General features: G+C 45.1%; 22 protein-coding genes. 12 read left to right on the top strand and 10 right to left on the bottom strand.

All coding sequences use genetic code 11. The annotated features are described in order from the left end of the window. Nucleotides 1–95: 95 nt before the first annotated feature. On the bottom strand, nt 96–2,996 hold the full coding sequence (locus tag IEV39_RS13635) for a valine--tRNA ligase (RefSeq protein ID WP_005288600.1): 2,901 nt from the start codon (nt 2,994–2,996) through the stop codon (nt 96–98). Between the two features lie 368 nt (nt 2,997–3,364). Between IEV39_RS13635 and IEV39_RS13640 the strand changes: the two genes are divergently transcribed. The 6 genes from IEV39_RS13640 to IEV39_RS13665 all read left to right on the top strand — a co-directional run bounded on the left by IEV39_RS13640 (nt 3,365) and on the right by IEV39_RS13665 (nt 8,634). Next, nucleotides 3,365–4,045, top strand: coding sequence for a hypothetical protein (locus IEV39_RS13640; RefSeq protein ID WP_005288597.1), 681 nt, complete (start codon nt 3,365–3,367; stop codon nt 4,043–4,045). 113 nt (nt 4,046–4,158) lie between these two features. Beyond that, complete coding sequence (locus IEV39_RS13645) at nt 4,159–4,821, top strand: hypothetical protein (RefSeq protein ID WP_005227049.1); 663 nt, start codon at nt 4,159–4,161, stop codon at nt 4,819–4,821. A gap of 14 nt (nt 4,822–4,835) precedes the next feature. Continuing rightward, entirely contained in the window at nt 4,836–5,642 is an 807-nt protein-coding gene (locus tag IEV39_RS13650) for an SDR family NAD(P)-dependent oxidoreductase (protein ID WP_005288594.1), read from the top strand. 33 nt (nt 5,643–5,675) lie between these two features. Beyond that, nucleotides 5,676–6,008 (top strand): hypothetical protein, encoded by a 333-nt coding sequence (locus tag IEV39_RS13655; protein WP_005288591.1) that lies wholly within the window; start codon nt 5,676–5,678, stop codon nt 6,006–6,008. Nucleotides 6,009–6,063: 55 nt separating this feature from the next. Further along, a complete protein-coding gene (locus IEV39_RS13660) occupies nt 6,064–6,771 on the top strand; it encodes a Dph6-related ATP pyrophosphatase (RefSeq protein WP_005288588.1) in 708 nt (235 codons plus the stop codon). A 234-nt stretch (nt 6,772–7,005) separates the two neighbouring features. After that, entirely contained in the window at nt 7,006–8,634 is a 1,629-nt protein-coding gene (locus IEV39_RS13665) for an OFA family MFS transporter (protein ID WP_005288585.1), read from the top strand. Between the two features lie 99 nt (nt 8,635–8,733). Here IEV39_RS13665 and IEV39_RS13670 read toward each other — a convergent pair whose 3' ends face one another. The 8 genes from IEV39_RS13670 to sdsA all read right to left on the bottom strand — a co-directional run bounded on the left by IEV39_RS13670 (nt 8,734) and on the right by sdsA (nt 19,691). Continuing rightward, entirely contained in the window at nt 8,734–9,168 is a 435-nt protein-coding gene (locus tag IEV39_RS13670) for a YbjQ family protein (RefSeq protein ID WP_005288582.1), read from the bottom strand. 8 nt (nt 9,169–9,176) lie between these two features. After that, the gene (locus tag IEV39_RS13675; protein WP_005288578.1) at nt 9,177–9,527 is read right to left on the bottom strand and encodes a YbjQ family protein; all 351 of its coding nucleotides are present in this window, start codon (nt 9,525–9,527) and stop codon (nt 9,177–9,179) included. Between the two features lie 108 nt (nt 9,528–9,635). After that, nucleotides 9,636–11,096, bottom strand: a complete 1,461-nt coding sequence (adeK, locus tag IEV39_RS13680; protein WP_005227056.1) for a multidrug efflux RND transporter AdeIJK outer membrane channel subunit AdeK — start codon at nt 11,094–11,096, stop codon at nt 9,636–9,638. A 5-nt stretch (nt 11,097–11,101) separates the two neighbouring features. Beyond that, on the bottom strand, nt 11,102–14,275 hold the full coding sequence (locus IEV39_RS13685) for an efflux RND transporter permease subunit (protein ID WP_005288574.1): 3,174 nt from the start codon (nt 14,273–14,275) through the stop codon (nt 11,102–11,104). Nucleotides 14,276–14,287: 12 nt separating this feature from the next. After that, nucleotides 14,288–15,541, bottom strand: coding sequence for an efflux RND transporter periplasmic adaptor subunit (locus IEV39_RS13690; protein ID WP_005227058.1), 1,254 nt, complete (start codon nt 15,539–15,541; stop codon nt 14,288–14,290). Beyond that, on the bottom strand, nt 15,528–16,178 hold the full coding sequence (locus IEV39_RS13695) for a phosphatase PAP2 family protein (RefSeq protein ID WP_005288570.1): 651 nt from the start codon (nt 16,176–16,178) through the stop codon (nt 15,528–15,530). Before IEV39_RS13695 ends, IEV39_RS13690 begins: the two co-directional genes overlap by 14 nt. Nucleotides 16,179–16,649: 471 nt before the next feature. Further along, nucleotides 16,650–18,698 (bottom strand): site-specific recombinase, encoded by a 2,049-nt coding sequence (locus tag IEV39_RS13700; RefSeq protein ID WP_005288567.1) that lies wholly within the window; start codon nt 18,696–18,698, stop codon nt 16,650–16,652. Between the two features lie 15 nt (nt 18,699–18,713). After that, nucleotides 18,714–19,691, bottom strand: coding sequence for an All-trans-nonaprenyl-diphosphate synthase (gene sdsA, locus IEV39_RS13705; RefSeq protein WP_005227061.1), 978 nt, complete (start codon nt 19,689–19,691; stop codon nt 18,714–18,716). A 448-nt stretch (nt 19,692–20,139) separates the two neighbouring features. Between sdsA and rplU the strand changes: the two genes are divergently transcribed. Together rplU and rpmA are read left to right on the top strand one after the other, a co-directional pair. Then, entirely contained in the window at nt 20,140–20,451 is a 312-nt protein-coding gene (gene rplU, locus IEV39_RS13710) for a 50S ribosomal protein L21 (protein WP_004652230.1), read from the top strand. Between the two features lie 18 nt (nt 20,452–20,469). Next, nucleotides 20,470–20,724 carry a 50S ribosomal protein L27 gene (gene rpmA, locus IEV39_RS13715; RefSeq protein WP_004640422.1) on the top strand — a complete coding sequence of 85 codons (255 nt, stop codon included), beginning with the start codon at nt 20,470–20,472 and terminating at the stop codon, nt 20,722–20,724. 67 nt (nt 20,725–20,791) lie between these two features. Here rpmA and IEV39_RS13720 read toward each other — a convergent pair whose 3' ends face one another. After that, nucleotides 20,792–21,661, bottom strand: a complete 870-nt coding sequence (locus IEV39_RS13720) for a pirin family protein (RefSeq protein ID WP_005288563.1) — start codon at nt 21,659–21,661, stop codon at nt 20,792–20,794. Nucleotides 21,662–21,951: 290 nt separating this feature from the next. Between IEV39_RS13720 and lolA the strand changes: the two genes are divergently transcribed. The 4 genes from lolA (at nt 21,952) to cysG (ending at nt 26,370) form a co-directional block, all read left to right on the top strand. After that, complete coding sequence (lolA, locus tag IEV39_RS13730; protein WP_005288560.1) at nt 21,952–22,656, top strand: outer membrane lipoprotein periplasmic chaperone LolA; 705 nt, start codon at nt 21,952–21,954, stop codon at nt 22,654–22,656. Nucleotides 22,657–22,787: 131 nt separating this feature from the next. Next, entirely contained in the window at nt 22,788–23,549 is a 762-nt protein-coding gene (locus IEV39_RS13735) for an RsiV family protein (RefSeq protein ID WP_005288557.1), read from the top strand. Between the two features lie 108 nt (nt 23,550–23,657). Next, nucleotides 23,658–24,929 (top strand): serine--tRNA ligase, encoded by a 1,272-nt coding sequence (serS, locus tag IEV39_RS13740; protein ID WP_005288554.1) that lies wholly within the window; start codon nt 23,658–23,660, stop codon nt 24,927–24,929. A 67-nt stretch (nt 24,930–24,996) separates the two neighbouring features. Continuing rightward, a complete protein-coding gene (gene cysG, locus IEV39_RS13745; protein WP_005288552.1) occupies nt 24,997–26,370 on the top strand; it encodes a siroheme synthase CysG in 1,374 nt (457 codons plus the stop codon). Nucleotides 26,371–26,379 lie beyond the last annotated feature (9 nt).

Genomic DNA, 26,379 nt, shown 5'->3' on the forward strand with positions numbered 1-26,379 from the left:
TATTTTCGTTACTTTAGCACTTAAAACAAATTGCCTAAATATTAAACATAAAAAAATCCCCTCATTTGAGGGGATTTTTTTAATCAAATTACTACTTAAAGCGCAGCAATCTGCTCCATACTTTGCTTAATTTTCGCTAACTGATCAGCAAACTCAGCCAATTTCACTTTTTCACCTTCAACAACCGCTGCTGGTGCTTTAGCAACAAAACCTTCATTCGAAAGTTTATTGGCAATTTGATCATGTTGCTTTTGAACTTTATCCAAGTCCTTCTGCAAACGACCCAATTCAGCTTTAGGATCAATCAAGCCCTTCATTGGTACAAATACCGATGCATGACCTACAACACTTGAAGAAGAAAGCGGTGGTTCTTCGCCTTGTGCCAGGAAGGTAATGCTTTCAACTTTTGCCAATGCTTTAAATAACGCTTCGATACGTGTGATTTGCTCACGTTCAGCATCAGAAATGTTTTGCAGCAATACCGGCAATAAACGCGCATTACCCAAGCCCATTTCACCACGAATGTTACGTACCGCACCAATCAGGCCTTGTAACCACTGCATATCTGCTTCAGCTTGATCATTCACTTTCGCTTGATCAGGCACAGGATATTGCGCAGTCATAATGGTAGCGCCGCCTTTGCCTAACATCGGCGCAAGCGTTTGCCAGATTTCTTCAGTCAAATACGGCATCAATGGATGAGCTAAACGTAAAGACGCTTCCATCACAGCAAGTAATACACGGCGAACTTCGGCTTTACGCTCTTCAGATACATTGGCATCGTTCAGAACCGGTTTGGTTAACTCAACGTACCAGTCACAGTATTCATTCCAGATAAAGTCATAGATCGCTTGCGCAGCAAGGTCTAAACGATAGGTCGCGAATGCCTGGTGTACCGCAGCTTCAGCTTTTTGCAGACGGCTCATGATCCATTGTTCAGGCAGTTCCCAAAGATCAGGACGTGCTTCTTGACCAACAGTTTGTCCTTCCACATTCATCAATACGAAACGGGTTGCGTTCCAGATCTTGTTACAGAAGTTACGGTAGCCTTCAACACGTTTCATGTCGAACTTGATGTCACGACCGGTGTTGGCAAGCGCACAGAAAGTGAAACGAACCGCATCTGTACCGTAAGCCTGAATGCCTTCCGGGAATTCTTTACGCGTTGATTTCTCAATCTTCGCTGCCTGTTTCGGGTTCATCAAACCTGTAGTACGTTTTGCAACAAGGCTTTCAAGATCGATACCGTCAATCAGGTCGAGTGGGTCAAGCACGTTACCTTTAGACTTCGACATCTTCTGGCCTTCGCCATCACGGACCAAGCCGTGCACGTAAACGGTCTTGAATGGAATCTGTGATGTCCCATCTTCATTTTTCATGAAGTGCAGGGTCATCATGATCATACGTGCAACCCAGAAGAAGATGATGTCAAAACCTGTCACCAACACATCAGTCGGATGGAAAGTTTTAAGGAAATCATTGGCCGCATCTTTCTCTGCATCACCGGTCCAACCTAAGGTTGAGAAGGTCCACAGGGCAGAGGAGAACCATGTATCCAGTACATCTTCATCCTGATTTAGGGCTGTATCCGCAGGGATGTTATTTTTGGCACGAACTTCAGCTTCGTCACGACCCACATATACATTGCCTTCTGCATCGTACCAGGCCGGAATACGGTGACCCCACCACAACTGACGTGAAATACACCAGTCCTGAATGTTGTTCATCCACGCCATATACATGTTGCTGTATTGCTCTGGAACGAACTTGATACGACCATCTTTCACCGCTTCGATTGCAGGCTCTGCCAATGGCGCAATTTTCACATACCATTGGTCAGTCAATAATGGCTCAATGATCACGCCAGAACGGTCACCGCGAGGTGGTTTCAAGGTATACGGTTGAATCTGTTCTAACCAGCCTTCAGCTTCAGCCTGTTCAACCAGTTTCTTACGCGCTTCAAAACGTTCTAAACCGATATAGTCTGCTGGCGCAGCAATGGTTTTAGAAATCTGCTCGCCGGCTTTGGCAATGTATTCAAACTCGGCCAGAACTTCTGCATTTTTATTGAAGATATTGATGATTGGCAATTCACAACGCTTACCTACCTCATAGTCATTGAAGTCGTGCGCAGGGGTGATTTTTACACAGCCGGTACCAAATTCTTTGTCGACATATTCGTCTTTAACGATTGGAACAGCACGGCCGGTAATTGGCAGGATAATGTTCTGGCCTACAAGATGTGCATAGCGTTCATCATCCAGTGCCACTGCAACAGCGGTATCACCCAATAAGGTTTCAGGACGTGTGGTTGCGACTACAATGTGATCTTTACCATCGTGGGTACGCAGTGATTTGTCTTCAAAGAAATATTTGAAGTGCCACAATGAACCTGCTTCTTCTTTATCTGACTCAACTTCGAGATCAGACAGCGCAGTCTGTAGTTTCGGGTCCCAGTTAACCAGACGCTTGCCACGATAGATCAAGCCATCTTCATGCAGTTTGACGAACACTTCTTTCACTGCATTGGATAAACCTTCGTCCATGGTGAAACGTTCGCGTGACCAGTCTACAGACGAGCCGAGACGACGGATCTGACGGGTAATGGTACCGCCTGACTGTTCTTTCCATTCCCAGATTTTTTCGATGAACTTTTCACGGCCCAGGTCATGACGGCTAATGTTTTGCGCACCCAATTGACGCTCGACCACCATCTGCGTTGCAATACCTGCGTGGTCAGTCCCCGGTTGCCATAAGGTATTTTTACCCATCATACGGTTATAACGGGTGAGGGCATCCATGATGGCATTGTTAAAGCCATGACCCATGTGCAAGCTACCGGTGACGTTCGGTGGTGGAATCATGATACAGAATGATTCACCTTGACCTGAAGGCTTGAAGTAACCCTGTTGTTCCCAGATTTGATACCACTTCTTTTCGATCTCGGTTGGATCGTAAGTGGTTGCAATATTTTGAGCAGATTGAGCGTCAGTCATAGTACAGAAGATTAAAATTGAATAAAAAATTGCATCTATTGTAGCAAAAAATCCTCGCTTCTGTAGGTCTTTCAGCATGCCATCGCCGATTCAATATAGCCGCTCAAATAATGTCTGCATTCTGGTTTGTTGCAGTGACATGAGAGCACATCCAGTTTCTTTAGCACAGATGATCTAAATGCAGGCAAGACGGGCTAAATCCTGATAAGGCACTTATAAACTTTGATTTTTTCTCATAAAACCGATGAAAGGCGTTGGATTTTTAAACAAATAAGATTAGATTTATGTGTAATGCATCACATAACTCAAAAATATTGATGCGTAAAACAATAATATAAAAATGCGAAAACTAAAAAGGGATGAGGCTCATGAGTTATTCAATTCTGTTGAAGATTAATGAAGTTACACATGGACAGTTTGAAACAATTCGCCAGCAATTGAATGCGGGGACGTCTGAAAGTCAGGCTCGTCTGCTGGGAGAGGTCTTGTCGGAAATCGCCTGTGATATTGTTGAGCAGGTCTTTTCAGTGTTGCTTATACAGAATCGCCAGCCGACCCAGTTAACGCAAAAATATACCGCTGAATCTGAAAAAATCATCCAGCAAATTATTGGCGCGGTACGCAAATATATGCCCTGGTCGATTTCATTTTTTGGCAATGAACGGCTATGTCCCTTTGCCAACTATTTTTCCGATATGATCAAGTATCACGATGAGCAGGTCTATGTGTCTTATCCGATTGACCGACATTTGGTACAACAGGCACATGCCTTGGTGACCCGACTCAAGAATAATGAAATCAGTGATATGGTCGATGTGTTCCAGACCCTGATCCAGATTGTAGATCTGGGCGTAACCAGCCTGATCCGTGAACCGAAAAAATGTCTCCACTTTAATACCGTGGTGGATAAAACCCTGAACGGGGTGATTAATATGACGGCTCATCTCAGTTATAAACGTTTGGAAAAAATGAGCGATCAGGTCGATAGCAATGCTGCAACTGATTGTGTGAACCATTTTTTAGCATTTATGCATGTCGATAGCGAATAGAGTGTGATAAATTCGGCGGATACAACGCCAAAAACGATAGAAAAATAGATTGGATAAAAAGGGCTTGTTCAACAAGCTCTTTTTTTTTCAATCTAACAATTAGGGTTATTAGAATGAACACCGCCGTTTTTTTAAATATTCATGCGGATACTTATGCACGTTTTGCACATATTCGGACACAATTATTGCAAGGGAGCAAAGAAAGTCAGGCCAGTGCTTTAGGCAGTGTCTTGTCCGAGATGGCCTGTGAAGTCATGGAACAGGTTTTTATCGTTTTATTACAAGAAAATCAGCAATATTCGCAAACAGGCGAATCTGAAAAAGTGATTCAGCAGATTCTGGACGCCATTCGTAAATATATGCCTTGGTCGATTTCATTTTTTGGTAATGACCGTCTAATTCCGCTGGTTGAATATCTTTCCAAAACCTTACAGATCGAAGATGAAACGGTTTATATGACCTATCCGGTCAAGCAGCCGTTGGCCGAGCAGGTCAAGGCGTCTAGCCAGAAACTGGCCAATGGCGATCATAACGAAATTTCAAAGTCTCTTAAATTACTCACCGAAGTCATTGATGCAGGGGTTGATCACCTGATTCGTGAGCCAAAAAAATGTTTAAAGTTCAATTTTGTGGTGGATAAAACCTTAAATGGCGTGATTAACATGACCACGCATCTGGGCTATAAACGTCTGGAAAAATTAAGTACCCAGATTGATCAGCAACTGGCTGCAACCTATGTGGATTACTTCCTCAAATTCATGCGGCATTCAGCATAGGCAGGATATAAAAAATGGCAAAACTGAAAAGTCTTGAAAATAAAGTGGTCTGGATTACCGGTGCTTCATCGGGTTTAGGCAAAGCGCTGGCACGTGAATGTGCATTGCAAGGCGCGCAGGTGGTTTTGACCTCACGCCGTTATGATGAGCTGGAAGCGGTACGGGTCGGGTTACTCAAGCCTGAACAGCATCTTTCGATTGCTGCCGATATTACCGACGAAGCACAAGTACGTCATGCGCATGAACAGGTGCTGGCAGCAAAGGGACGGATTGACTGGTTGATCAATAATGCTGGTCTGAGCCAACGTGCCTTGATTCAGGACACCACCATGCATACTGAACGGGCCATTATGGAAGTCGATTATTTCTCGCAAGTGTTCTTTACCAAGACGGTATTGCCGACTTTCCTGAAACAAAAATCAGGCCGTGTGGTATTTGTCTCCAGTGTTGCAGGGCTACTCGGTACGCAATATCGTGCGACTTATTCAGCAGCCAAAGCCGCCATTCATATGTGGGCCAATAGCTTACGTGCCGAAGTTGCCAATGACGGTGTTGAAGTCTCGGTGGTTTTCCCCGGTTTTGTCAAAACCAATGTGTCTTTCAATGCCTTAAACGGTGAAGGTAAACCGCAAGGCCATCAGGATGAAGCGATTGAAAATGGTCTGGATGCCGATGTATTTGCTGAACGGGTGGTGGAATCCTTGATGGCAGGGGACGAATACATTGTGGTGGGGGGTAAAAAAGAGCACCTCGGTGTACTGGTGTCGCGTTTATCGCCGGGTTTACTGTATAAAATGATCCGTAAAATGAAAGTGAAGTAAGTATCACAATGGCGTATTTAAAAGTGAGTCGTCATGGTCAATAGCCAGAATCGGCCAGCCCCTATCTCTGGTCATCATGTATCGATTGCCTCTATTGTCGGCTATGTGTTGCTTGCGTTACCCGCCAGCATTGTTATGGGTGGCGGTTTGAGCTGGCTATTCACGTTTAATATGGCAGACTTTGAGGGTGGCAGCGGCTATGCTGCGATCTTCGTTTTTATGTTGACAGCACCGATCAGCTTTTTAGTCAGTCTGATTGCCTTGCCGATTATGATTAAAAAGAAACCAACAATTGTGCCTCGTGTGATTTGGGTGTTTGCGGGCTTAACTTTACTATTGCTTTTATATGTCACAAGTATCATGTAGTTGCCTGAAATAATGAAAATCTGGTCTGACTGATAGATGCTAAAGGTAGAATGAAATGACAGTAGATAGCCGTAAGAAAGCCGTTTTTAACTGGAGTGGAGGCAAAGACTCTGCTTTGGCCTTGTATAAAGTCTTACAAGAAAAAGAGTTTCAGGTTATCGCTTTATTGACCACGGTCAATGAAGAGACCGCATTGTCTTCGATGCATGCGATTCCGCATACATTGCTTGAAAAACAGGCTGAGAGTATTGGCATTCCGCTTTATCCGGTATTTCTGCCCAAAAACCTTCCGGTATATGAACAACGTATGCTGGACGCCGCCAATCACTTTAAGGCGCAAGGGGTTGAGCATTTTATCTTTGGTGATATTTACCTGAGCGACGTGCGGCAATATCGTGAAGAGCGTTTGCACCCTTTAGGCATTGAAGTGGTGGAGCCGATCTGGAATCTGAACTCGGCTGAGGTGATGCAAGATTTTCTGGATTCAGGGATCAAAACCAAAATCATCGTGACCGATGCCAGCAAACTTGATGAATCCTTTATCGGGCAGGATATTGATGCCGCTTTGCTTGAGCGTATGCCAGCGGAGGTGGATGTCTGTGGTGAAAATGGTGAATATCACAGCTTTGCTTATGCAGGTGCTTTATTCAAGCATCCCGTTGAGTTTGAAATTGCGGAAACACGTCAGCTGTCGTATGAGTTCAAACTGGACAATGGCGAAGAAAAAACCTATCACTACTGGCAAGCGATTTTTGCAGAATAGGGCCAAGGTCCTGTATATGACACAGGGCGGTTAAAATTTATTAAGTTATTTCTTTATTTTTAATGGGTAAAAGCGGTTTGATCAACATTATGGAGCTTATGCACAATCGCTAGATCGATTGAGCTTTAACCCAATAGAACCACACCGTAGCAAGCAGGTCTGAGCGCTGCTTCGGGTGGCACAAAAATGAAAAAAGCTTGCCTCACTTTAACCGTGAAGGCATGGAGATTGTAGATGGAACGACGACTTTCACTTTTGGCCAAGGAACGTACGATAGCCCGTGCGGGCTATAACCGTTGGCTGCTACCACCTGCCGCACTGGCAATTCATCTCAGTATTGGTATGGCCTATGGCTTTTCCGTATTTTGGTTGCCCTTATCCAAAGCTCTGGGAATTGATGCGCCGATTGAATGTAAAGATATCGGTTTGCTTGAACAACTGTTCACCACGACCTGTGACTGGAGTGTGTCTACTTTAAGCATCATGTACACCTTGTTTTTTGTATTCCTAGGCTCATCTGCCTTTTTATTTGGGGGGTGGCTTGAGCATGCAGGACCACGAAAGGCGGGTGTGGTTGCGGCATTTTGCTGGGCGGGTGGTTTGATTCTGGCTGCGCTGGGTGTATATACGCATCAGTTGTGGCTGTTGTGGCTAGGAGGGGGAATCGGAGGCATCGGGCTGGGACTGGGTTATATTTCGCCTGTATCGACCCTGATCAAGTGGTTCCCAGACCGTCGAGGTCTCGCCACAGGTCTTGCCATCATGGGCTTTGGTGGTGGTGCCATGATTGGCGCGCCGCTCGCGGATCAGTTGATGAAGTTCTTCGCGACTGATGTTTCGGTAGGTGTATGGCAAACCTTTCTGGTCTTAGCCGCCGTTTACTTTGTTTTTATGATGGGAGGTGCATTTGGTTATCGGATTCCGCCTTCAAACTGGAAACCAAGTGGCTGGCAACCCGCAGCAAGCCAAGCGAATGCGCTGGTCACCAGTCGTCATGTACATTTAAATAAGGCATGGAAAACCAGGCAGTTTTGGCTGATTTGGGGCGTACTGTGCTTAAATGTTTCGGCAGGTATTGGTATTTTAGCGATGGCGTCTCCGTTGTTGCAGGAAGTGTTTGGTGGACGTCTGATCGGTTTAGAGATCGGGATCAATGAATTAAATACAGAACAAAAAATGCAGATTGCGACCTTTGCCGCAGGTTTTACCGGTTTACTGTCATTATTTAATATTGGTGGGCGGTTCTTCTGGGCATCTGCGTCGGATTTTATTGGTCGTAAAAATACCTATTTCATTTTTCTGGCCTTGGGCTTCTTATTATACGTTTCGATCCCACAACTGGCTCATGCCGAAAACCTGCCTTTATTCGTTTTAGCTTTCTGCGTCATTCTGTCCATGTATGGCGGGGGCTTTGCCACGGTGCCTGCTTATCTGGCGGATATTTTTGGTACCCAAATGGTCGGGGCAATTCATGGGCGTTTATTGACTGCATGGTCTGTGGCAGGGGTATTGGGTACTTTGCTGATTACCAATATTCGAGACTATCAACTGGCGCATGGCGTGGCTCAAGCCCAATCTTATGACACGACCATGTATATTCTGGCGGCTATGCTAGCCATTGGATTTGTCCTCAATTTAATGGTCAAGCCGGTTGATGAAGATCAATACATGACCGAAGATGAATTGGCTGCCGAGAAGGCCTTGGCTCATGAGAGATTACCGCAAGATTCCAGCTTGAATCATGGTGTAGCACATGCACCTTCCAAGACAATTACTGTGGTACTGGCCTGGCTGGTGGTTGGTCTGCCTTTACTGGCAGGCATTTGTTTTACCTTACAAAAGGCGATCGTTTTATTTCATTAACCTGAAAATCCTAGTCATAAAAAATGCCTCGCATCATGAGGCATTTTTTATTGTGTTCGATATGTCTGTTGCGGCTTGAGAATATGCGACTGGAACAGCTTATTCGATGATTGCCGTTCCATAAGCAAACACTTCAACCATGCCACCTTGCATCCCCAGTTCTGTCGTACTGAGGCGAACCCCCATAATCTGTTTAGCGCCTATGGCATGCGCTTCTTGCTTCAGGCGAACCACAGCTTCACGACGCGCACGTTCTACCACACTTTCATAGCTGACCAGACGTCCACCAAAGAAGTTGCGAATGGATGCCAGTACATATTTAAAATAATCGTGAGAGATCACCACATTACTGCTGATCATTTGCCCGGGTGCTGTGGGGTGTACGAAGCGATTGGTATCAATCCGGATATGGGCGAACTGTTGTTCTTTCTGATCCAGTTCACGTAAGTGTTTTTGCTCGATATGGCGACCAAAGCCCCAACCCACAGTAAACAGGATCAGAAACAGGACAATCTGAAAAATTAATCCTTCCATATGCTTGCCTATGCGCCGAATGGATCAGGGAGTTTAGGCGCATTAGGCTGCACCACTACCGCTGTACCATAAACAAACAGCTCAGATGCACCTTGGGCAATATTTGAGGTCGAGAAACGGATGCCCACAATGGCATTGGCACCTAAAGCTTTTGCCTTATCAATCATCCGTTGTGTGGCTTCTTGGCGTGACTCTTCGAGTAGTTCGGTATAGCCTGTCAGTTCACCGCCGACAATATTCTTTAAACCCGCCATCAGGTCACGTCCGACATGCTTACTGCGGACGGTGCTGCCATAAACCACATCAAGCTGACGTAAAATTTCATGGCCGGGTACAGACTCTAAACTGCTCAGTAACATCGTCTTCTTCTAAATCATCAATATTTCAATGTTTGAAGATAAGAAATATTCGCAATTGTTGCAATAAAAAAGCTCACCGAAGTGAGCTTTTTTGTCTGCAAAATCAAATTATTTTGCGTAGTGCTGTTGTGAGCTTGAAGGCTGGTGCGTAACTGTCTCGCTGGTTGAGGCTTTTAGGCCGCCACCCAGTGTTTTATAGAGCTCAACCTGATTGTTCAGGTCAGCCTGTTGCAATAACAACAAGCCTTGTTCCGCTGAGTAAGCAGAACGTTGAGCATCCAACACGGTCAGGTAACTATCAATACCAGCACGGAAGCGGGCATTTGAAAGTTTATAGGTCGTATTGGTCGCATCAACCAAACGGCGTTGTGCAGTTAAACGATCGCCAATGTTGGCACGTGTTGCCAAGGCATCATTCACTTCACGGAAAGCTGACTGGACAGACTTCTCATAGTTAGCCAATGCAATTTTCTGATCTGTTTCAGAGATTTTGATGTTGGCCTTACGTGTACCCCAGTCAAAGATCGGGATATTCAGGCTTGGACCAATTGACCATAATCCATTGGCTGATTTGAATAAATCACTCAAGTCAGTCGATGCATAACCCGCAGAACCCGTCAGGCTAATGGTTGGGAACAGTTGTGCTTTGGCAGCACCAATATTCGCGCCCGCAGCACTTAACTGGTATTCAGATGCTTTGACATCCGGACGGTTGTTCAATAAGTCACTTGGTAAACCGGCACTTAATACACCTTGTCGGGTGATACGCGCAACTTGCTGTTGTGGCAACAGATTCTGAGGAACCTGCTGGCCCACCAGTAAGTTCAACAGGTTTTGTGCCTGAGCAATCTGGGTTTTGTAGTTGGCCACATCATTACGTGCTGTTTCAACTGAAATCTGTGCCTGACGCACAGGAATTTCACTATCAATACCCACATCAAAACGTTTTTTGTTCAGGTTAAACGAGTCTTGTTGCGCTTTTAGCGTCTGATCGGCAAGTTTAAGTTGTGCACTTGCAAACGAGTAATTTAACCAAGCCTGAGTGACCTGACCAATTAAGCTGATTTGCGTGGCATCACGTGAACTTTGCGTCGCGAGATAGCTATCCAGGGCTGCATCTTTCAGGCTGCGTACACGACCCCAGAAGTCCAGCTCATAAGAGGTCAGACCCAAGCCCACCTGATAGGTTGAATAGGGGTTGCCCGGATCACGGCTAGGGGTGACCTGACGAACGGCACTACCACTTGCGCCAATGGTTGGCAACTGGTTGTTTTCCGAGATCTGGTATTGCTGCTGAGCTTTTTGAATATTCAAAGTAGCCGTACGTAAATCACGGTTATTGGCAAGCGCCATATCAATCACTTGTAGTAAGCGCTGGTCAGCAAAGAAATCTTTGTAACCTTGTTCCGCGATTGATGTTCCAGAAGCATTGCCATAAGACGCGTAGCTTTCAGGAATATCTGAGCTTACCACAGGCTCTGGCCCGCGCATGCTTTGGCAGGCAGCCAAAGACAGCGCGAGTGCAGAGATTGCAATGCCACGACTGGAAATAGACCATACAGTTTGCATCACGATCAATGCTCCTGAGTATTTAAAGTTTTAGGTTTGTACTTAAAGATACTACGAATCCACACGAAGAATACAGGGATGAAGAAGATACCTAAAAGTGTTGAAGAAATTACACCACCCAGTACACCATAACCGACCGAGTGTTGGCTACCCGCACCGGCACCGCTTGCAAGGGCAAGTGGCAGTACACCGAAGCCGAAAGCCAGTGTAGTCATGACGATTGGACGTAAACGCATTTTTGCTGCATGTAAGGTTGCTTCAAACAGGTCTTCACCTTGTTCTTGCAATTCTTTGGCGAATTCGACAATCAGAATGGCGTTCTTCGCTGAAAGACCGATTACCGCAACAATTGCCACCTGGAAGTAAATGTTAAAGGATAAGTTTGGATCTCCTTTAATGATCATACCTAACCAAGTCAGTGTAAATGCACCGACGATACCTAATGGTACAACCAGTAATACCGACACAGGGACTGACCAGCTTTCATAAAGTGCAGCAAGACACAGGAACACGATCAATAATGAAAGAACCAGTAATGGTGCTGTCTGGCTACCAGAATCACGTTCTTCCAGAGATAAACCGCTCCACTCATAGTCGAAACCGGTTAAGCCCATTGATGGTAACTTACCAATGATTTCTTCCATGGCGATCATTGCATCACCAGAGCTGACGCCCGGTGCAGGGGTACCCTGAATGTTCACCGATGATACGCCGTTATAACGCTCTAGACGAGGAGAACCGTAAGTCCATTCACCTTTGGCAAAGCCAGAGAATGGAACCATTTCACCCTTGTTATTACGTACATACCACTTGTTCAGGTCTTCAGGCATCATGCGTGTATTCGCTTCACCCTGAACATAAACTTTCTTCACACGACCACGGTCAACGAAGTCATTGATATATGAACCACCCCAAGCCATGCTCATGGTGCTGTTAATATCTGCAAGGCTCACACCCATTGCACCTGCTTGCGCCTGATCAATGGTGATCTGGTACTGTGGTGTATCTTCCTGACCATTCGGACGTACACCAGCAAGACGTTTGTCTTGTGATGCCATACCTAATACCGCATTACGTGCCGCAATCAGTTTCTCATGACCTTGACCGCTTACATCCTTCAACTGGATATCGAAACCAGACGCGACACCCAATTCAGGCATTGCAGGTAACTGTAATGGCATGATGTACGATGCATCTTTCACAATCATGTTCAATGCCATACCACGTTGAATAATGGCACCGATCTGTGATTCAGGCGTTGTACGCTCGCTCCAGTCTTTTAACTTGATGAAGGCCAGACCCGCGTTTTGACCGACCCCTGTGAATGAGAAACCAGCCACAGTAAAGATCGAATCGACGTTTTCTTTTTCCTTGTTCAGGAAGTAGCCTGTCATGGTATCAATGACTTTGTCCGTACGCTCCAAGCTTGCGCTCGGTGGTAACTGCACTAAGGTCATGACTACACCCTGGTCTTCTTCTGGCAAGAATGAAGATGGCAACATTTTGTAGATGCCGACCAAAGCTGCGATCACCGCAATATAAAGCACACCAGAGAATAACTTGTGGTGAGTCATGCGATTGACACCACCTTGGTATTTCTCTGCAACTTTTTCAAAACTACGGTTAAACCAGCGGAAGAAACGCGCAAAAATGTTATTGCTTTGTTCTTTGTTTGGATCATGTTGTTTTAACAGGGTCGCACACAGGGCAGGGGTAAAGGTCAATGCCACGATCAAAGAAAGGATCATCGCCGTAACCAAGGTGATGGAGAACTGACGGTAAATTACCCCGGTGGTTCCGCTAAAGAATGCCATCGGTACGAATACCGCGGTTAATACACTGGTAATACCCACCAGCGCACCGGAAATCTGACTCATCGACTTTTCAGTCGCAGGCACAGGTTCCAGATGTTCTTCTTGCATCACCCGTTCAACGTTCTCGACCACAACGATGGCATCATCGACCAGAAGACCGATGGCCAGTACCATGGCGAACATGGTCAAGGTGTTAATCGAGAAACCGAAGATATTAATTACGGCAAATGTACCCAGTACAACGACTGGTACCGCCAGAGTTGGAATAATCGTTGCGCGCCAGTTCTGCAAGAACAGGAACATCACGATAAATACCAAGACCACTGCTTCAATCAGCGTGTGGACAACACTTTCAATTGATAGACGAATAAACGGAGTGGTGTCATACGCAAGCTTGTCTTTTAAACCGCTTGGATAGTTATGACGTAACTCGGATAAACGTTTTTCAACCGCTGCTGCTGTATCAAGTGCGTTGGCACCGGTTGCAAGTTTGATTGCAACACCACCCGCAGGGTTACCATTAAATTTCGAGTCGAACTGATAGTTATCAGAACCCAATTCTACACGAGCAACATCACCCAAACGTACCTGTGCACCATCTGAAGAGTTTTTCAGGAAGATGTTTTTAAATTGCTCAGGTGTTTGCAACATGCTTTGTGCATTTACCGTCGCATTCAGGACTTGGCCTGCTGTTGATGGCGCACCACCGAGCTGACCGACTGCAACTTGCGAGTTTTGTGCACGAATTGCGGTTGCCACATCGTTTGGTGTCAGGTTAAAGCTGGTCAGTTTTGCCGGATCTAACCAGACACGCATCGCATACGAACCACCAAACACCTGTAGTTCACCCACACCTGCAACACGACTTAGCGGTTCAGAAATGTTTGAGTTTACATAGTCTTTAATGTCCGATGCAGACAGACTGTTATCTGGCGAATAGAACGCGATAACCTGCAAGAAGCTGGCGCCAGACTTGGTGACTTTTACACCCTGACGTTGTACGTCAGCAGGTAACAGCGCTGTTGCCGATTGCAATTTGTTTTGAACCTGAACCTGTGCGATATCCGGATCGATACCTTGTTCGAAGTTCAAGTTAATGGATGCTTGACCATTACCCGCACTGTTCGATGAAATGTAACGTAACCCATCCAGACCATTCATTTGTTGTTCAATGATCTGGGTAACGGTATTTTCAACAGTTTGAGCAGAAGCCCCAGGATAAGTCGCAGAAATCGTGACCGTGGGGGGAGCAATTGTCGGATATTGTGCAACTGGCATTTTTGTCAGCGTGATAATCCCCGCCAACATAATGACCAGTGCAATCACCCAAGCGAAAATTGGGCGATGGATAAAAAATTGAGCCATGCAATCTACCCCTTAAGCTTCTGAAGTTGCTTTTTGTTCAGCTTTTGGCGAGTTGGCTTGCTTTTGTTGTTCAGCTGCTTTTGGCGCTGCATTCTGACCTTCAGCTGCTTTTGGTTGATAAGGTTTTACAGACACTTCCTGTCCTTCTTTGACCTTAGCCACACCGTCAACAACAACTTTATCACCAGCCTGTAGGCCATTCGTTATAATCCAGTCCTGACCTTTGACACCAGCAGTGGTGACCGGACGGGTTTCAATCACACCTTTGGCATTGACCACCATTGCAATGGCTTGTCCTGTCGGTAAACGAGATACCGCTGCTTGTGGAATCAGGTAAGCATTAGGCAAAATCCCTTGCGAAATCTTGGCAGTTGCATACATGCCTGGTAATAACAAATGGTTTGGATTCGAGAATACCGCGCGTAAAGTCACGGTACCTGTATCCGGATTGACACTTGCATCAGAGAATGCCAGCTGGCCTTCGACAGGGTATTCCGACCCATCTTCAAGCGTGATTTTGACACGGGTATTATTACTGTTATTCAAGCTGCCTTTGCTCAGTTGTTGACGCAGACGCAATAACTCGGCACTTGATTGGTTAATATCCACATAGATTGGATCAAGTTGTTGAATGGTCACCAATGGATCGGCCTGGTTTGCAGTTACCAATGCACCTGGTGTCACCGAAGAACGGCTAGACTGACCAGAAATTGGCGCACGCACAGTTGAGTAGCCCAAGGTAATTTCAGCATTTTTCAATGCGGCTTGAGACGCTGCAACATCTGCTTCAGCCAGTTTGACCTGAGCATTGATATCGTCATACTCTTGTTTAGAAACCGCATTGGTTCCCACAAGTTGACGATAACGGCCTTCTTTTACGCGTAAAGCATTCAGGTTCGCTTGTTGACGTAATAACGCCGCACGTGCATTGTCTGCAGTCGCACGGTTGGTATTTGCATCAATTTGATAGAGTGCTTGACCCGCCTGAACGTAGCTACCTTCAGCAAATAATCGTTTTAAAATCACGCCGCCTGTTTGCGGACGAACTTCTGAAACTTGATACGCAGAGGTTCGGCCTGACAGTTCGACGTTCTGTTCAACGCTTTGTGGTTGAGCAACAATGACACCTACTTCAGCAGGTGGCATTTTTTGAGCAGCAGCAGCTTGCTGTGCATCTTTAGGATCTTTGCTACAACCAACAAGCGCAATGCTTGTTGCTAATGCGCAAGCAGTGAGGGCAGGAGCCCAAAGCTTAGCCGACATCATTATTCCACCTCAATTTAGATTTTTTATCTAAAAACAAATTGTTGCTGAAAGTGCTTTGAAACAGCCCAAACCAAAGCAACGCAGTCCAAATCAACCCAATTCCCCAACCGGCAAGAACGTCGGTCGGGTAGTGAACCCCCGCATAAACTCTAGATATCCCCATGAAAATAAACCATAAAGTAGATACTAAAATGACACTGGTGCGATATTTATGTTGTTGGCATAACAACATGATGATACTCGCCAGGGTTGCAGCATAAAGGCTATGGGCACTTGGGAAGGATGCGCCATAACTTTGAACCAAGTGATAAAACTCCATTGGTCTTGGCCGATCAATGCTCCATTTCAGAAGCCAACCAATCACAATACTGCCACTCACGCTTAAAGCGATAAAGGTCACATTCCTATAATTTTTAATCCAGCTTTGGTACACACACAAAATAGACGTTAAAAATAATAAAAAAGGCATGCCACCCAGACGGGAGAGCAGAACTGTCACATGGTTAAGCGTAAATGAACGGTGCTCAAAAAAAGCTTGAACACTAAAAAGGTCTAAAGTTGATGCGTTGGCATTCATGAATCCAATCGCACCGAGTCCTAAAAAAAAGCAACCAATACAAAGCAATAGGTACGGCATGCGCTACTCATTATTTGCTTAACCGTTGTTCAGGGTTGTTGAGTGTTTGAAAGTGTACTCGCGAGTACACTTTAGGTCAAGTCTTGAAATTTTATGATAATTTCATTTTGAAGTTTTTTTAAGGTTCAGTAAAAAAACATAACAAAATTTGATGCATATCTCATTTTGGCTTTTAAGTGTTTAATGTGGCATTCATGCGCTGTAATCATTTTTCCAGAGGTTTAGAATGCATCAATCCATCAAGTTTCTGACAGAACATCTGTAAAAATAAAGTCATAAATTCACCGCATCCGCTGTGCCCGTTTTTTTAAGTTTAACTAAAAAATCCAGTTCAGATCAGCGATCACCTGTTGCACCAAGCACAGCATAGAAAGGGGCAACCGATCTATTGAAACTATTTCTGGCGGGTTGATTATATCCAAAAATAGTTCAAATGTTAGACTTGTAGTTTGCTGACTTTTCTGTACAAAGTTAATGAGATGATGAGGCGTTTTTAGGCTGCTCTTCCACTTCAACCGGTTGCTTTGGCGGCCAGAAAAAATCGCTTGGTCGGGTCAGGAAGTGGGTCATCACTAATTTGGCCAAAGGTTTCCATTGTGCAAAACGAACCCGGCGTGCACGCAAAGCCACAATAATGGTCAAGGTAAAGCTGACAAACAAGTTGGTGAGACCAATGAGCAGGACGCCGAGGAACGACACGATAATCAGACCGATATCCGGATTACCAATAGTCATTAGACCCTGGATAAAGTTTGCCGAGGCAAAGGCAATATGACGGATATCCAAAGGTAAACCCAGAATAAATCCAATCGTACCCATGCTTCCCAGCATAATCCCGAACAGGAAATTACCGGCTAAGGCACCGAGATTGGTCTCAATATAGCTTGCAAATTTATCCAGACGTTTTTGTCCCATCCAGCGCTTGAGACGTGGATGCTGTCTTAGACGCGGCCCTACCTTACGATAGACGGCCAGATTATCAAAATAGCCGGCAATCAGGCCGGATAAAAACAGACAGACACCGGCAATCGCAGCATGAGGCACGGCTAAAGAAGTGAAAGGGTTGAGGCTATGCAGAATTTTTGCCGATTTGGCGTGGTTAAGCAGTGGTTCTCCCAGATTGTATTGCCACAAAAAGGTAATCAGCGCCGCCGTCGGGATCGCAATCGAAATATTCCCCAGAATCGCAATAAACTGGGTCCGGATAATATTAATAATCAAAGCGGCCAGTTCAGCAATCTGGGCAGTTTTACTGCCTTTCTGTTGCTGTACTGTGGTTGCAAGTGCAGCTGCTGTCATGGCCGGCTGTTTGGTTGCCACTGTAAAGTGCAACACGTGAATCAGTAAAAAGCCCAGCGAGTAATTCATACTGAACAAAAAGGCTTGCATTAATGGTGCAAGCACTAAACGTGCAGTTAAAATCTTGAGGCTTGCCATGATGGCAATAATCACACCTGCGCCAGCCGCTGCCTTGTACATGCCAAAGAAGCCAGCCTTGTCGGTACTTACATAATGCTCACCCGTTCTGCTGGCATTTTCAGTCACCTGAAGGGCGATCAGTTCACTGGTCGAGTTAAGTAAATGACGAACACTTTTACTGTCATAATGCGCTTTGGTCAAATCGATGATCAATTCGCCCAGTGCGGTATAACGCGCTTCAGTTTTACTGGCCAAGAGTGTCAGCAACAGTTCAATCCGGTCCAGAGACTGCTCCAGTAACGATAGCAGATAGGTCAGACTGATACTGACGCCGATCCGTTTGGTGGCACGACGTATTTTAAGTACCACATCACGACACTGGTCCAGCATCACAAAGGCTTGTGAGGCATCAGGTGGGGGTAAAACCACAACCGCATCCTGATCTTCAATCTGTTTTTTATATTTCTCAATGAACTCAATGATATCGCGGTTCTGAACCAGAAAAGGTGATTCGTATTCGATAATGTCCGGCTGAGCATTAATAAACTCAGGATACAGGCCAATTCCGCTAATCCGGTAAGATAAAACCGTAATTGCCTTGATCAGTTCGTTTTTGGAAACCTGTTTCTCGATGGTATTGCTTTGACTTTCAGCCAAGAGGTTAAATAAGGTCGTCCAGTCCTGATTATCGATCAGATCAAGCCATTCATAATCATTTTCCTGATGAAAGACTTTTCCAATCAGGGTTTTCAGTTGTTGACCATCCTCGACCAGTGGCAGAAAATGTGCCCCTAAGCGCTGTCCTAACTGATTCCAGAAACCATCCAGCGAAAGAATGCCACTATCGGCATATAAACTAATCTGTTTATATTGGCTGATCAGTTTGAGTAAAAAGTTTTGTAGCAGAATGGCAGAGGTTGGGGTGAGTAATAAGATTCTGATCAGGGCGTGAATACGTTGTTTGACTTCATCCGCATCGTTTGGATTTTTAGGGCGGATACGATTGACCAGTTCAATCAGGAGATTTTCATCAAGAACAGCTTGAGGTTGGTCAAGCTGTTCCTGCATTTTTAAAAAAAGATCAGATAAAGTTAAATGCATAAGCAGTCAGAAAAATTATTGTAGTCGATGTAAAGCCATGAGCGTCAAATTGATCAGTGCTTGGCGATATTCATTATCAGGCAGCGCTTTTAATGCTTCCAAAGCCGCATCTGTTTCCTGCTGAGCACGTTTTTGACAATATTCCAGGCCACCAGAGTGATGAACAATCTCAATCACTTTGTCCAGTTGCTCAACACCACCTGTTGCAATACTACGACGAATAATCGCATGATCATCACCAGTTGAATGAGCTAATGCTGAAATTAACGGTAAAGTCGGTTTACCTTCCATTAAATCATCACCGATATTTTTACCTAATGTTTCTGCATCGGAGGTGTAATCCAGAATATCATCGATGATCTGAAAGGCATTGCCAAAATGGCCAGCGAAGCGACGTAACGGTTCCCGGTATTCTTCCGCCCCCGCTAAAATTGCCGCACCTTCAGTCGCAAGTTCGAATAAACGTGATGTTTTGCCGTGAATAATGCTGAGATAGGTTTCTTCGGTGGTATCCGGCTGATGCTGGGATTGCAGTTGCAGGACTTCACCTTCCGCGATTTCACAAGTTCCGGTTGAAAAATCTTTCAATAAGGTCATGTTATTCAGGTCAACCAACAGATCAAACGCACGTGAGATCAGGAAATCACCGACCAGAACTGCAGTCTGGTTGTTCCAGGTTGCATTTGCGGTTGGACGACCACGGCGCAAGCTCGATTCATCGACCACATCATCATGGACCAGTGTGGCGGTGTGCAGCATTTCAATCACGGCCGCCAGATGCTGGGCCTGTTGCATATCGGCCAAACCGCAGGCGCGGGCTGCAAGTAGGCACATAATCGGACGCATGCGTTTGCCACCGGCTTCGACCACATGCTTGCTGACACTCATCACCAAACCGACTTTTGAGCTAATTCCTTCATTGATGAGGCGATCCATCGCAGCAAAATCTGTCGCAACAGGGGAGAGAATGTCTTGCTTAAAATCGATAACCATATGAAGAAAAACCTCGTATAGGTGGGTAATGTTGCCAAGTGTAGCAATTAATCTGTGACTAAACTGTTGTGCAGACGGTGTAATCCGCTATTTAAAACGCGATCATGAACTCTTTGCTCTTAAATTAGACAGAAAAAGGGCTGTTCCCACCAAGCGTTATTACTTTACTCACCACAGTACAAAATACAGTTTGTTATTGTCACAATTTGTTTTTGAAAATGTATTGCAAATCTTGACGCGAATCAATCAAAAAAGTGCGCCCACAATCTAATTGATTTTACTAAAAATTCCAAGCAAGTTATCGATATACGGGCATTTATGCAAAATTACTTGTTGTTTGAGCAATTTTCACTTAAAATTTGTCCCCTTGTATAACCCCAGTGGCGTTCGTCTTAAGATCGATATGTCCCTTTATCGGCACGACGACACGGGCAAGTTGGAGTACATTATGTACGCAGTAATCCAAAGCGGTGGTAAACAGCACCGTGTTGTTGAGGGTGAAACCCTTAAAGTAGAATTATTGAAAGCTGAAACTGGCGCGACTATTACGTTTGATGACGTATTAATGGTTGTTAACGGTGACAACATTCAAATCGGTGCTCCAGTTGTAGCTGGCGCAAAAGTAACTGCAGAAGTAGTTGGCCATGGTCGTCACGACAAAATCCGCATCATCAAAATGCGTCGTCGTAAACACTACCGTAAGCAACAAGGTCACCGTCAATGGTTTACCGAGTTGAAAATTACTGGTATCGCAGGCTAACACGAGGAGTAAATAGACATGGCAACTAAAAAAGCCGGTGGATCGACGAAGAACGGTCGTGATTCGAATCCTAAGATGTTGGGTGTTAAAGTTTACGGTGGTCAAACTGTAACTGCTGGTAACATCATCGTTCGTCAACGTGGTACTGAGTTCCACGCTGGTGCAAATGTTGGTATGGGCCGTGACCATACTTTATTTGCTACTGCTGACGGCGTAGTAAAATTTGAAGTGAAAGGTCAGTTTGGCCGTCGCTATGTAACTGTTGAAGCTTAAGTTTTAATAGTTCGAAAAAACCCGCGTTGAGCGGGTTTTTTTATGCGGATAAGTTTTGAATTGTGGTTTAGTCCGAAGCTTTTCCAAAGTTTCCGGTTTTTAAGTCTTCATAGGCCTGTAAAATCTCCTCATAACTGTTCATGACAAAAAAGCCGTGTCCATTGATCGGTTCCTGCAAGGGAGGTGCCGATAAAAATAACAGATCACAGTTTTCTAAGGCGATGATCGCAACATCGGTATCAAAGCTGGACATTACTGCCAAGGCTTGCTCTTCCAGAATCTCTTCATCAGTAGTGAACTGCAGTTTGCCTTTGCGTAAATAAATTAAAGTCGTGTCACCATGATGGGCCGGCAGGATAAGTTGCTGTTGTTTATTTAGATGGACATCTAAAACATTCATTGGGCTATAAGTGTGGGCAATGCCCTGAATATTGCGGAACTGACCAGCCACGATACGTACATAACCTGCTTCATGTTCCAGTTGCACCGTAGGGATGCTATGACTCTGCAAGCTTTGATAGTGCGGAGCTGCCATCTTGTCTTTTGCGGGAAGATTGACCCACAATTGCAGCATTTCAAAATACCCACCGCGCTCACGAAAGGCAGGGCTAAAATGTTCCGTATGTTGAATACCGGCAGCTGCGGTCATCCATTGCACATCGCCTGATGTCATAATGCCGCCATGGCCGGCAGAATCCTGATGTTGTAATTCACCTGCAAACACAAAGGTCACCGTTTCAAAGCCGCGATGCGGATGTTCATTCACGCCTTTCTTCGTACTTTTGGGCGATAAGCGTCCTTGCCCCAGATGATCCAGTAATAAAAAGGGTGAAGTGGTGTTACCCAGTTCCTGATAAGAAAATACCGACAATGCCGGATAAAAGTCACCAATGGCAAAACGCGTGTCATTACGGTGGATAAAGGCCAGGCTTTTCATGGTGGATTCTGTTCAATATGCTTGGCTTTAGCTTAGCAAACGCTACTGATTCGTCTAGATAAAAACGGATCAATAATTTTCTCTCACCAGACATTGACTTGAGAATGAGTGAATCAGCAAAAAGTTGATTTTTTACTCTTACAATCTCTACATAAAGGTCGCAACTTCATACATAATGCAGAACTTTGCGACACGAACTACACAAAACCTGTGCTTTTCTTCATTTTTTTAATGATCAAAAACAGTAAGATGTCGGCATAACAGTAGAAATCTGATAGAAGGTTGTTTTTATGAATTTCGTAAAAAAAATGGCTTATGCTGCAACATTAAGTGCAATCACACTTGCTCCGGTTGTGAGTAGTCAGGTCTTTGCTGCACCTGTTGCTGCATCGGCTCAGCAAGCAACAAACAGTCTGGTTCAGCAGTTATCTGGCCTGCAACGATTCACCGCAGATTTTGAACAAACCACAAAAGTTGCAAGTAGCAACAGCAATAAAACCGCACAGAAAAAAAGTTTGACCGCTCAACATATGAATCAGACCTTTAAGGGAACGATGAAAGTTGAACGTCCAGGAAAATTTTATTGGGAAACTACCAGTCCGGCCAAACAAACGATCGTGACCACAGGTAAGGTGGTATGGATCTATGATCCTGATTTACAGCAAGCCGTCCGTCAAAGTCTGGATGATCAAATTGCCAATACCCCTGCATTATTGTTATCGGGCAATACCAACCAGATCATGCAGTCTTATCGTGTGACTCAGCCGGACCGTAGCAAGCTGTATTACACCTTGTATCCGAAACAGCAAGATGGCGCATTCCAAAGTCTCACCATTAGTTTTGGTGCCAATAAAGCACCGAACTTGATGATCTTGCAGGATTCTTTGGGACAAACCACCTATGTACGTTTCAATAATCTCAAAGTGAATCCTTCGATTCCAGCACCGGTGTTTAATTTCACACCGCCTAAAGGGACCGATATTATTGATCAGTAAGTCCTGATTAGATAAAAAAAGCCGCAGATGATGCGGCTTTTTTTATTGAACCGTTTATAGATACATTTCTTAATTTCATCTACGGGCAAGGCTTTGTATAGTGAAGAAAAACATCAGAGACGTGTAGGACGATGAATACTTCACAATTATCAAAATTTCTTCCCATTCTTCCTATCCTGACGGTTGTCGCATTAGCCGGGTGTCAGCCGAAAAAAGAAGCGGCTACCCCGACGGAAAAAACCAGCGATATTCCGCTTATTCATGCCAACGTTAGCGCGGTTAAAATTCCAAAACAAAAGGTGTGTCTGGAAGATGGCTGTACCACCTATGACTTGCAAACGGTACACACCAACCAGACATGGATAGATGACTATTTCATGAACCGGATGAAAAAGGCTGAGCCGAATGCGTTTGCAAATCTGGCTGACCAAGAGGTTAAAGCTCCCGCTGATGGAATGGTACAGAATGAGAGCAGTACCTCTGTCCGTTTTGTGGGGCAAAATTATAACCTTGCCACCTTTGCCATTCAGAGTTACTCATATTCAACAGGTGCGGCACATGGCATGTCACATCAGGAATTTGTCAACTTCGACTTGAAGAATAAGAAGCACATTACCGTGAGCGAACTGCTAAAACCGGAGATGAATAATAAACTTCGTGATGAACTATATGCTGCAAACCAGAACTGGTTAGAACAGCATAACATCAAGAAAGACCAGTTACAGGTCAGTGATAATTATTACTATGGCGTAAACGGCATCGTCTTTGTTTATCCGTTGTATGAGCTGGCTTCTTATGCAGAAGGAATGAGCGAACTGACCTTGCCATATTATGCGGCGAAGGAGTTTGTCAAAGCCGAATACTTGCCGAGCTTGCCAAAAGATGCAGGCTAGTTTGAGTACAGCCTCTACATATCGTGTGTAGAGGCTGTACAAGCGCTGTATTTTTTTAGGTTTAAGCCTTACACTATAGCCAGTTTTTTCCTCTATTCATGATTGATTATGATCGACCCAAAGTTACTCAGAAATAATATTGAAGCAGTGAATGCTGCTTTGGCAAAACGTGGTATTCAGTTAAATGTACAAGAGTGGGCTGATTTAGAAGCTCGCCGTAAAGATTTGCAATCCAAAGCTGAAAACTTACAAGCAGAGCGTAATGCTGGTGCTAAACAAGTCGGTCAAATCAAAAAATCGGGTGGGGATGCTTCCGAAATCATGGCGCGTATGGCAGCCATCGGGGATGAGATCAAAGCTGCTGAAGTGGCTTTGGCTGAGTTGCAAGCTGAGCTAGAGCAAAAGTCTCTGGCCATTCCAAACTTGCCAGATGAGTCGGTTCCCTTTGGTAAAGACGAGAGCGATAACCTTGAAATCTTGAAATGGGGCACTCTACGCCAGTTTGATTTTGAAATCAAAGATCATACCGACCTGGGTGAAATGATGGGTGGTCTGGAGTTTGAAACAGCGACCAAATTGACAGGTTCACGTTTCAGCGTCTTGAAAGGGCCTTTGGCGCGTTTACAACGTGCGTTAACCCAGTTCATGCTGGATACCCATACCCTTAAAAATGGTTATACCGAAGCTTATGTACCGTATTTGGTCAATGCAGACAGCTTGCGTGGTACAGGTCAACTTCCTAAGTTTGAAGAAGATCTGTTCAAGCTACAAGGTGAAAAAGAATATTACCTCATTCCAACCGCTGAAGTGCCAGTGACCAACTTCGTGCGTGACGAAATTATCGATGCGGATCGTTTACCGCTGAAATATTCTGCGCATACCCCATGTTTCCGTAGTGAAGCAGGTTCTTATGGTCGTGATACCCGTGGCTTGATCCGTCAACACCAATTCGACAAGGTTGAAATGGTGCAAATCGTTAAACCAGAGCACTCAATGCAGGCGCTTGAAGACTTAACTGCACATGCAGAGGGCATTTTGCAGGCTCTTGGTCTGCCATATCGCAAGATTTTGCTCTGTGGTGGTGATATGGGCTTTGGTGCGGTTAAAACTTATGACCTTGAGGTTTGGGTACCGAGTCAAGATACCTATCGTGAAATTTCAAGCTGCTCAAATATGGGCGATTTCCAGGCACGCCGTATGAAAGCGCGCTACCGTGTGGATCAGAAGAAGATCGAATTGGTACATACCTTGAACGGTTCTGGTCTGGCAGTTGGTCGTACTTTGCTTGCAGTGATGGAAAACTATCAACGCGCAGACGGTTCAATCGAGATTCCGGAAGTGTTACGTCCATATATGGGCGGTGTTAGCTACATCGACTAAACTTTGCATCGAATTTGTGCATAGTTTTTGCTTGAGCTCAATCAGATTGAAAATATAGAGGCGTGACGTGGAAATCTTCCCAATCTCTTTAAAGTTGCAACAGCAACGTTGTCTGATTGTGGGTGGTGGGCATATTGCCTACCGCAAAGCAAATTTACTGGTCAAGGCAGGTGCAATTGTGGATGTGATTGCACCTGATATCCTGCCCGAATTACGCCAGCTGGTTGAACAATCAAGCGGACAGTATCATCAGGCATCTTTTTCTGAAACTATTCTGGCTACGCCGTATCGCTTGGTGATTGCAGCGACAGATCAGCCTGATGTCAATAAAGCAGTATTTGAACAGTGTGAACAGCGTAATCTGCTGGTGAATAGTGTCGATGATATTCCGCATTGCCGTTTTATGGTACCTGCGATTATTGATCGTTCACCCTTGGTGATTTCGGTCGCTTCCAATGGTGCATCCCCAGTTTTATCCAGACAGTTACGCACGCAGATCGAAACCATTGTGCCGCATGGCATGGGTAAGCTGGCTGAGTTTTCAGGCCAGTGGCGCAAGCAAGTCAAAGCCAAAATTGCCAATCCGGATGAGCGTCGTATCTTCTGGGAAAACCTGTATGCCAGTCCGCTGAAAGAACAGGTTTTCAATGACAATATTGCTGTAGCCAATGATCTGATTGAGCAGGCTTTAACAGAATGGACCGCACCGAAAGGTGAGGTTTATCTGGTTGGGGCAGGCCCCGGTGACCCAGAACTGCTGACTTTAAAAGCATTACGCCTGATGCAACAAGCAGATGTGATAATTTACGACCGTCTGGTCTCTGCGCCGATTCTGGACTTGTGCCGCCGTGACGCTGAAAAGATTTATGTCGGTAAAGCGCGTTCTAACCATTCGGTTCCACAAGATGGCATCAATGCCTTACTGGTGGAATATGCGCAACAAGGTAAACGTGTTTGTCGCTTAAAAGGTGGCGATCCGTTTATCTTTGGCCGTGGTGGTGAAGAGATTCAGGAACTGGTTGAAGCCAATGTCACTTTTCAGGTCGTGCCGGGCATTACCGCAGCTTCCGGCTGTTCCGCCTATGCCGGTATTCCTCTGACGCATCGTGATTATGCACAAAGTGTACGTTTCCTGACAGGACATTTAAAAGAAGGCTCACCTGAGCTGCCGTGGAATGAACTGGTCTATGAAAACCAGACCTTGGTGCTATATATGGGCTTGGTCGGTCTGGAACGTATTTGTGAGCAATTAATTGCACATGGTCAGCGTCCAAGCATGCCAGTGGCCTTGATTTCCAAAGGCACCACGCCGGAGCAAAAAGTGGTGGTGGGTACTTTGGCGGATATCGCAACCAAAGTATCTGATAATCAGATCGTCGCGCCAACTTTGACCATTATTGGTGAAGTGGTCAGTTTACGTGAACAGTTAAAATGGCAATAGAATCCCTCC

Source organism: Acinetobacter courvalinii (genome assembly GCF_014635545.1).
Taxonomy (GTDB): Bacteria; Pseudomonadota; Gammaproteobacteria; order Pseudomonadales; family Moraxellaceae; genus Acinetobacter; species Acinetobacter courvalinii.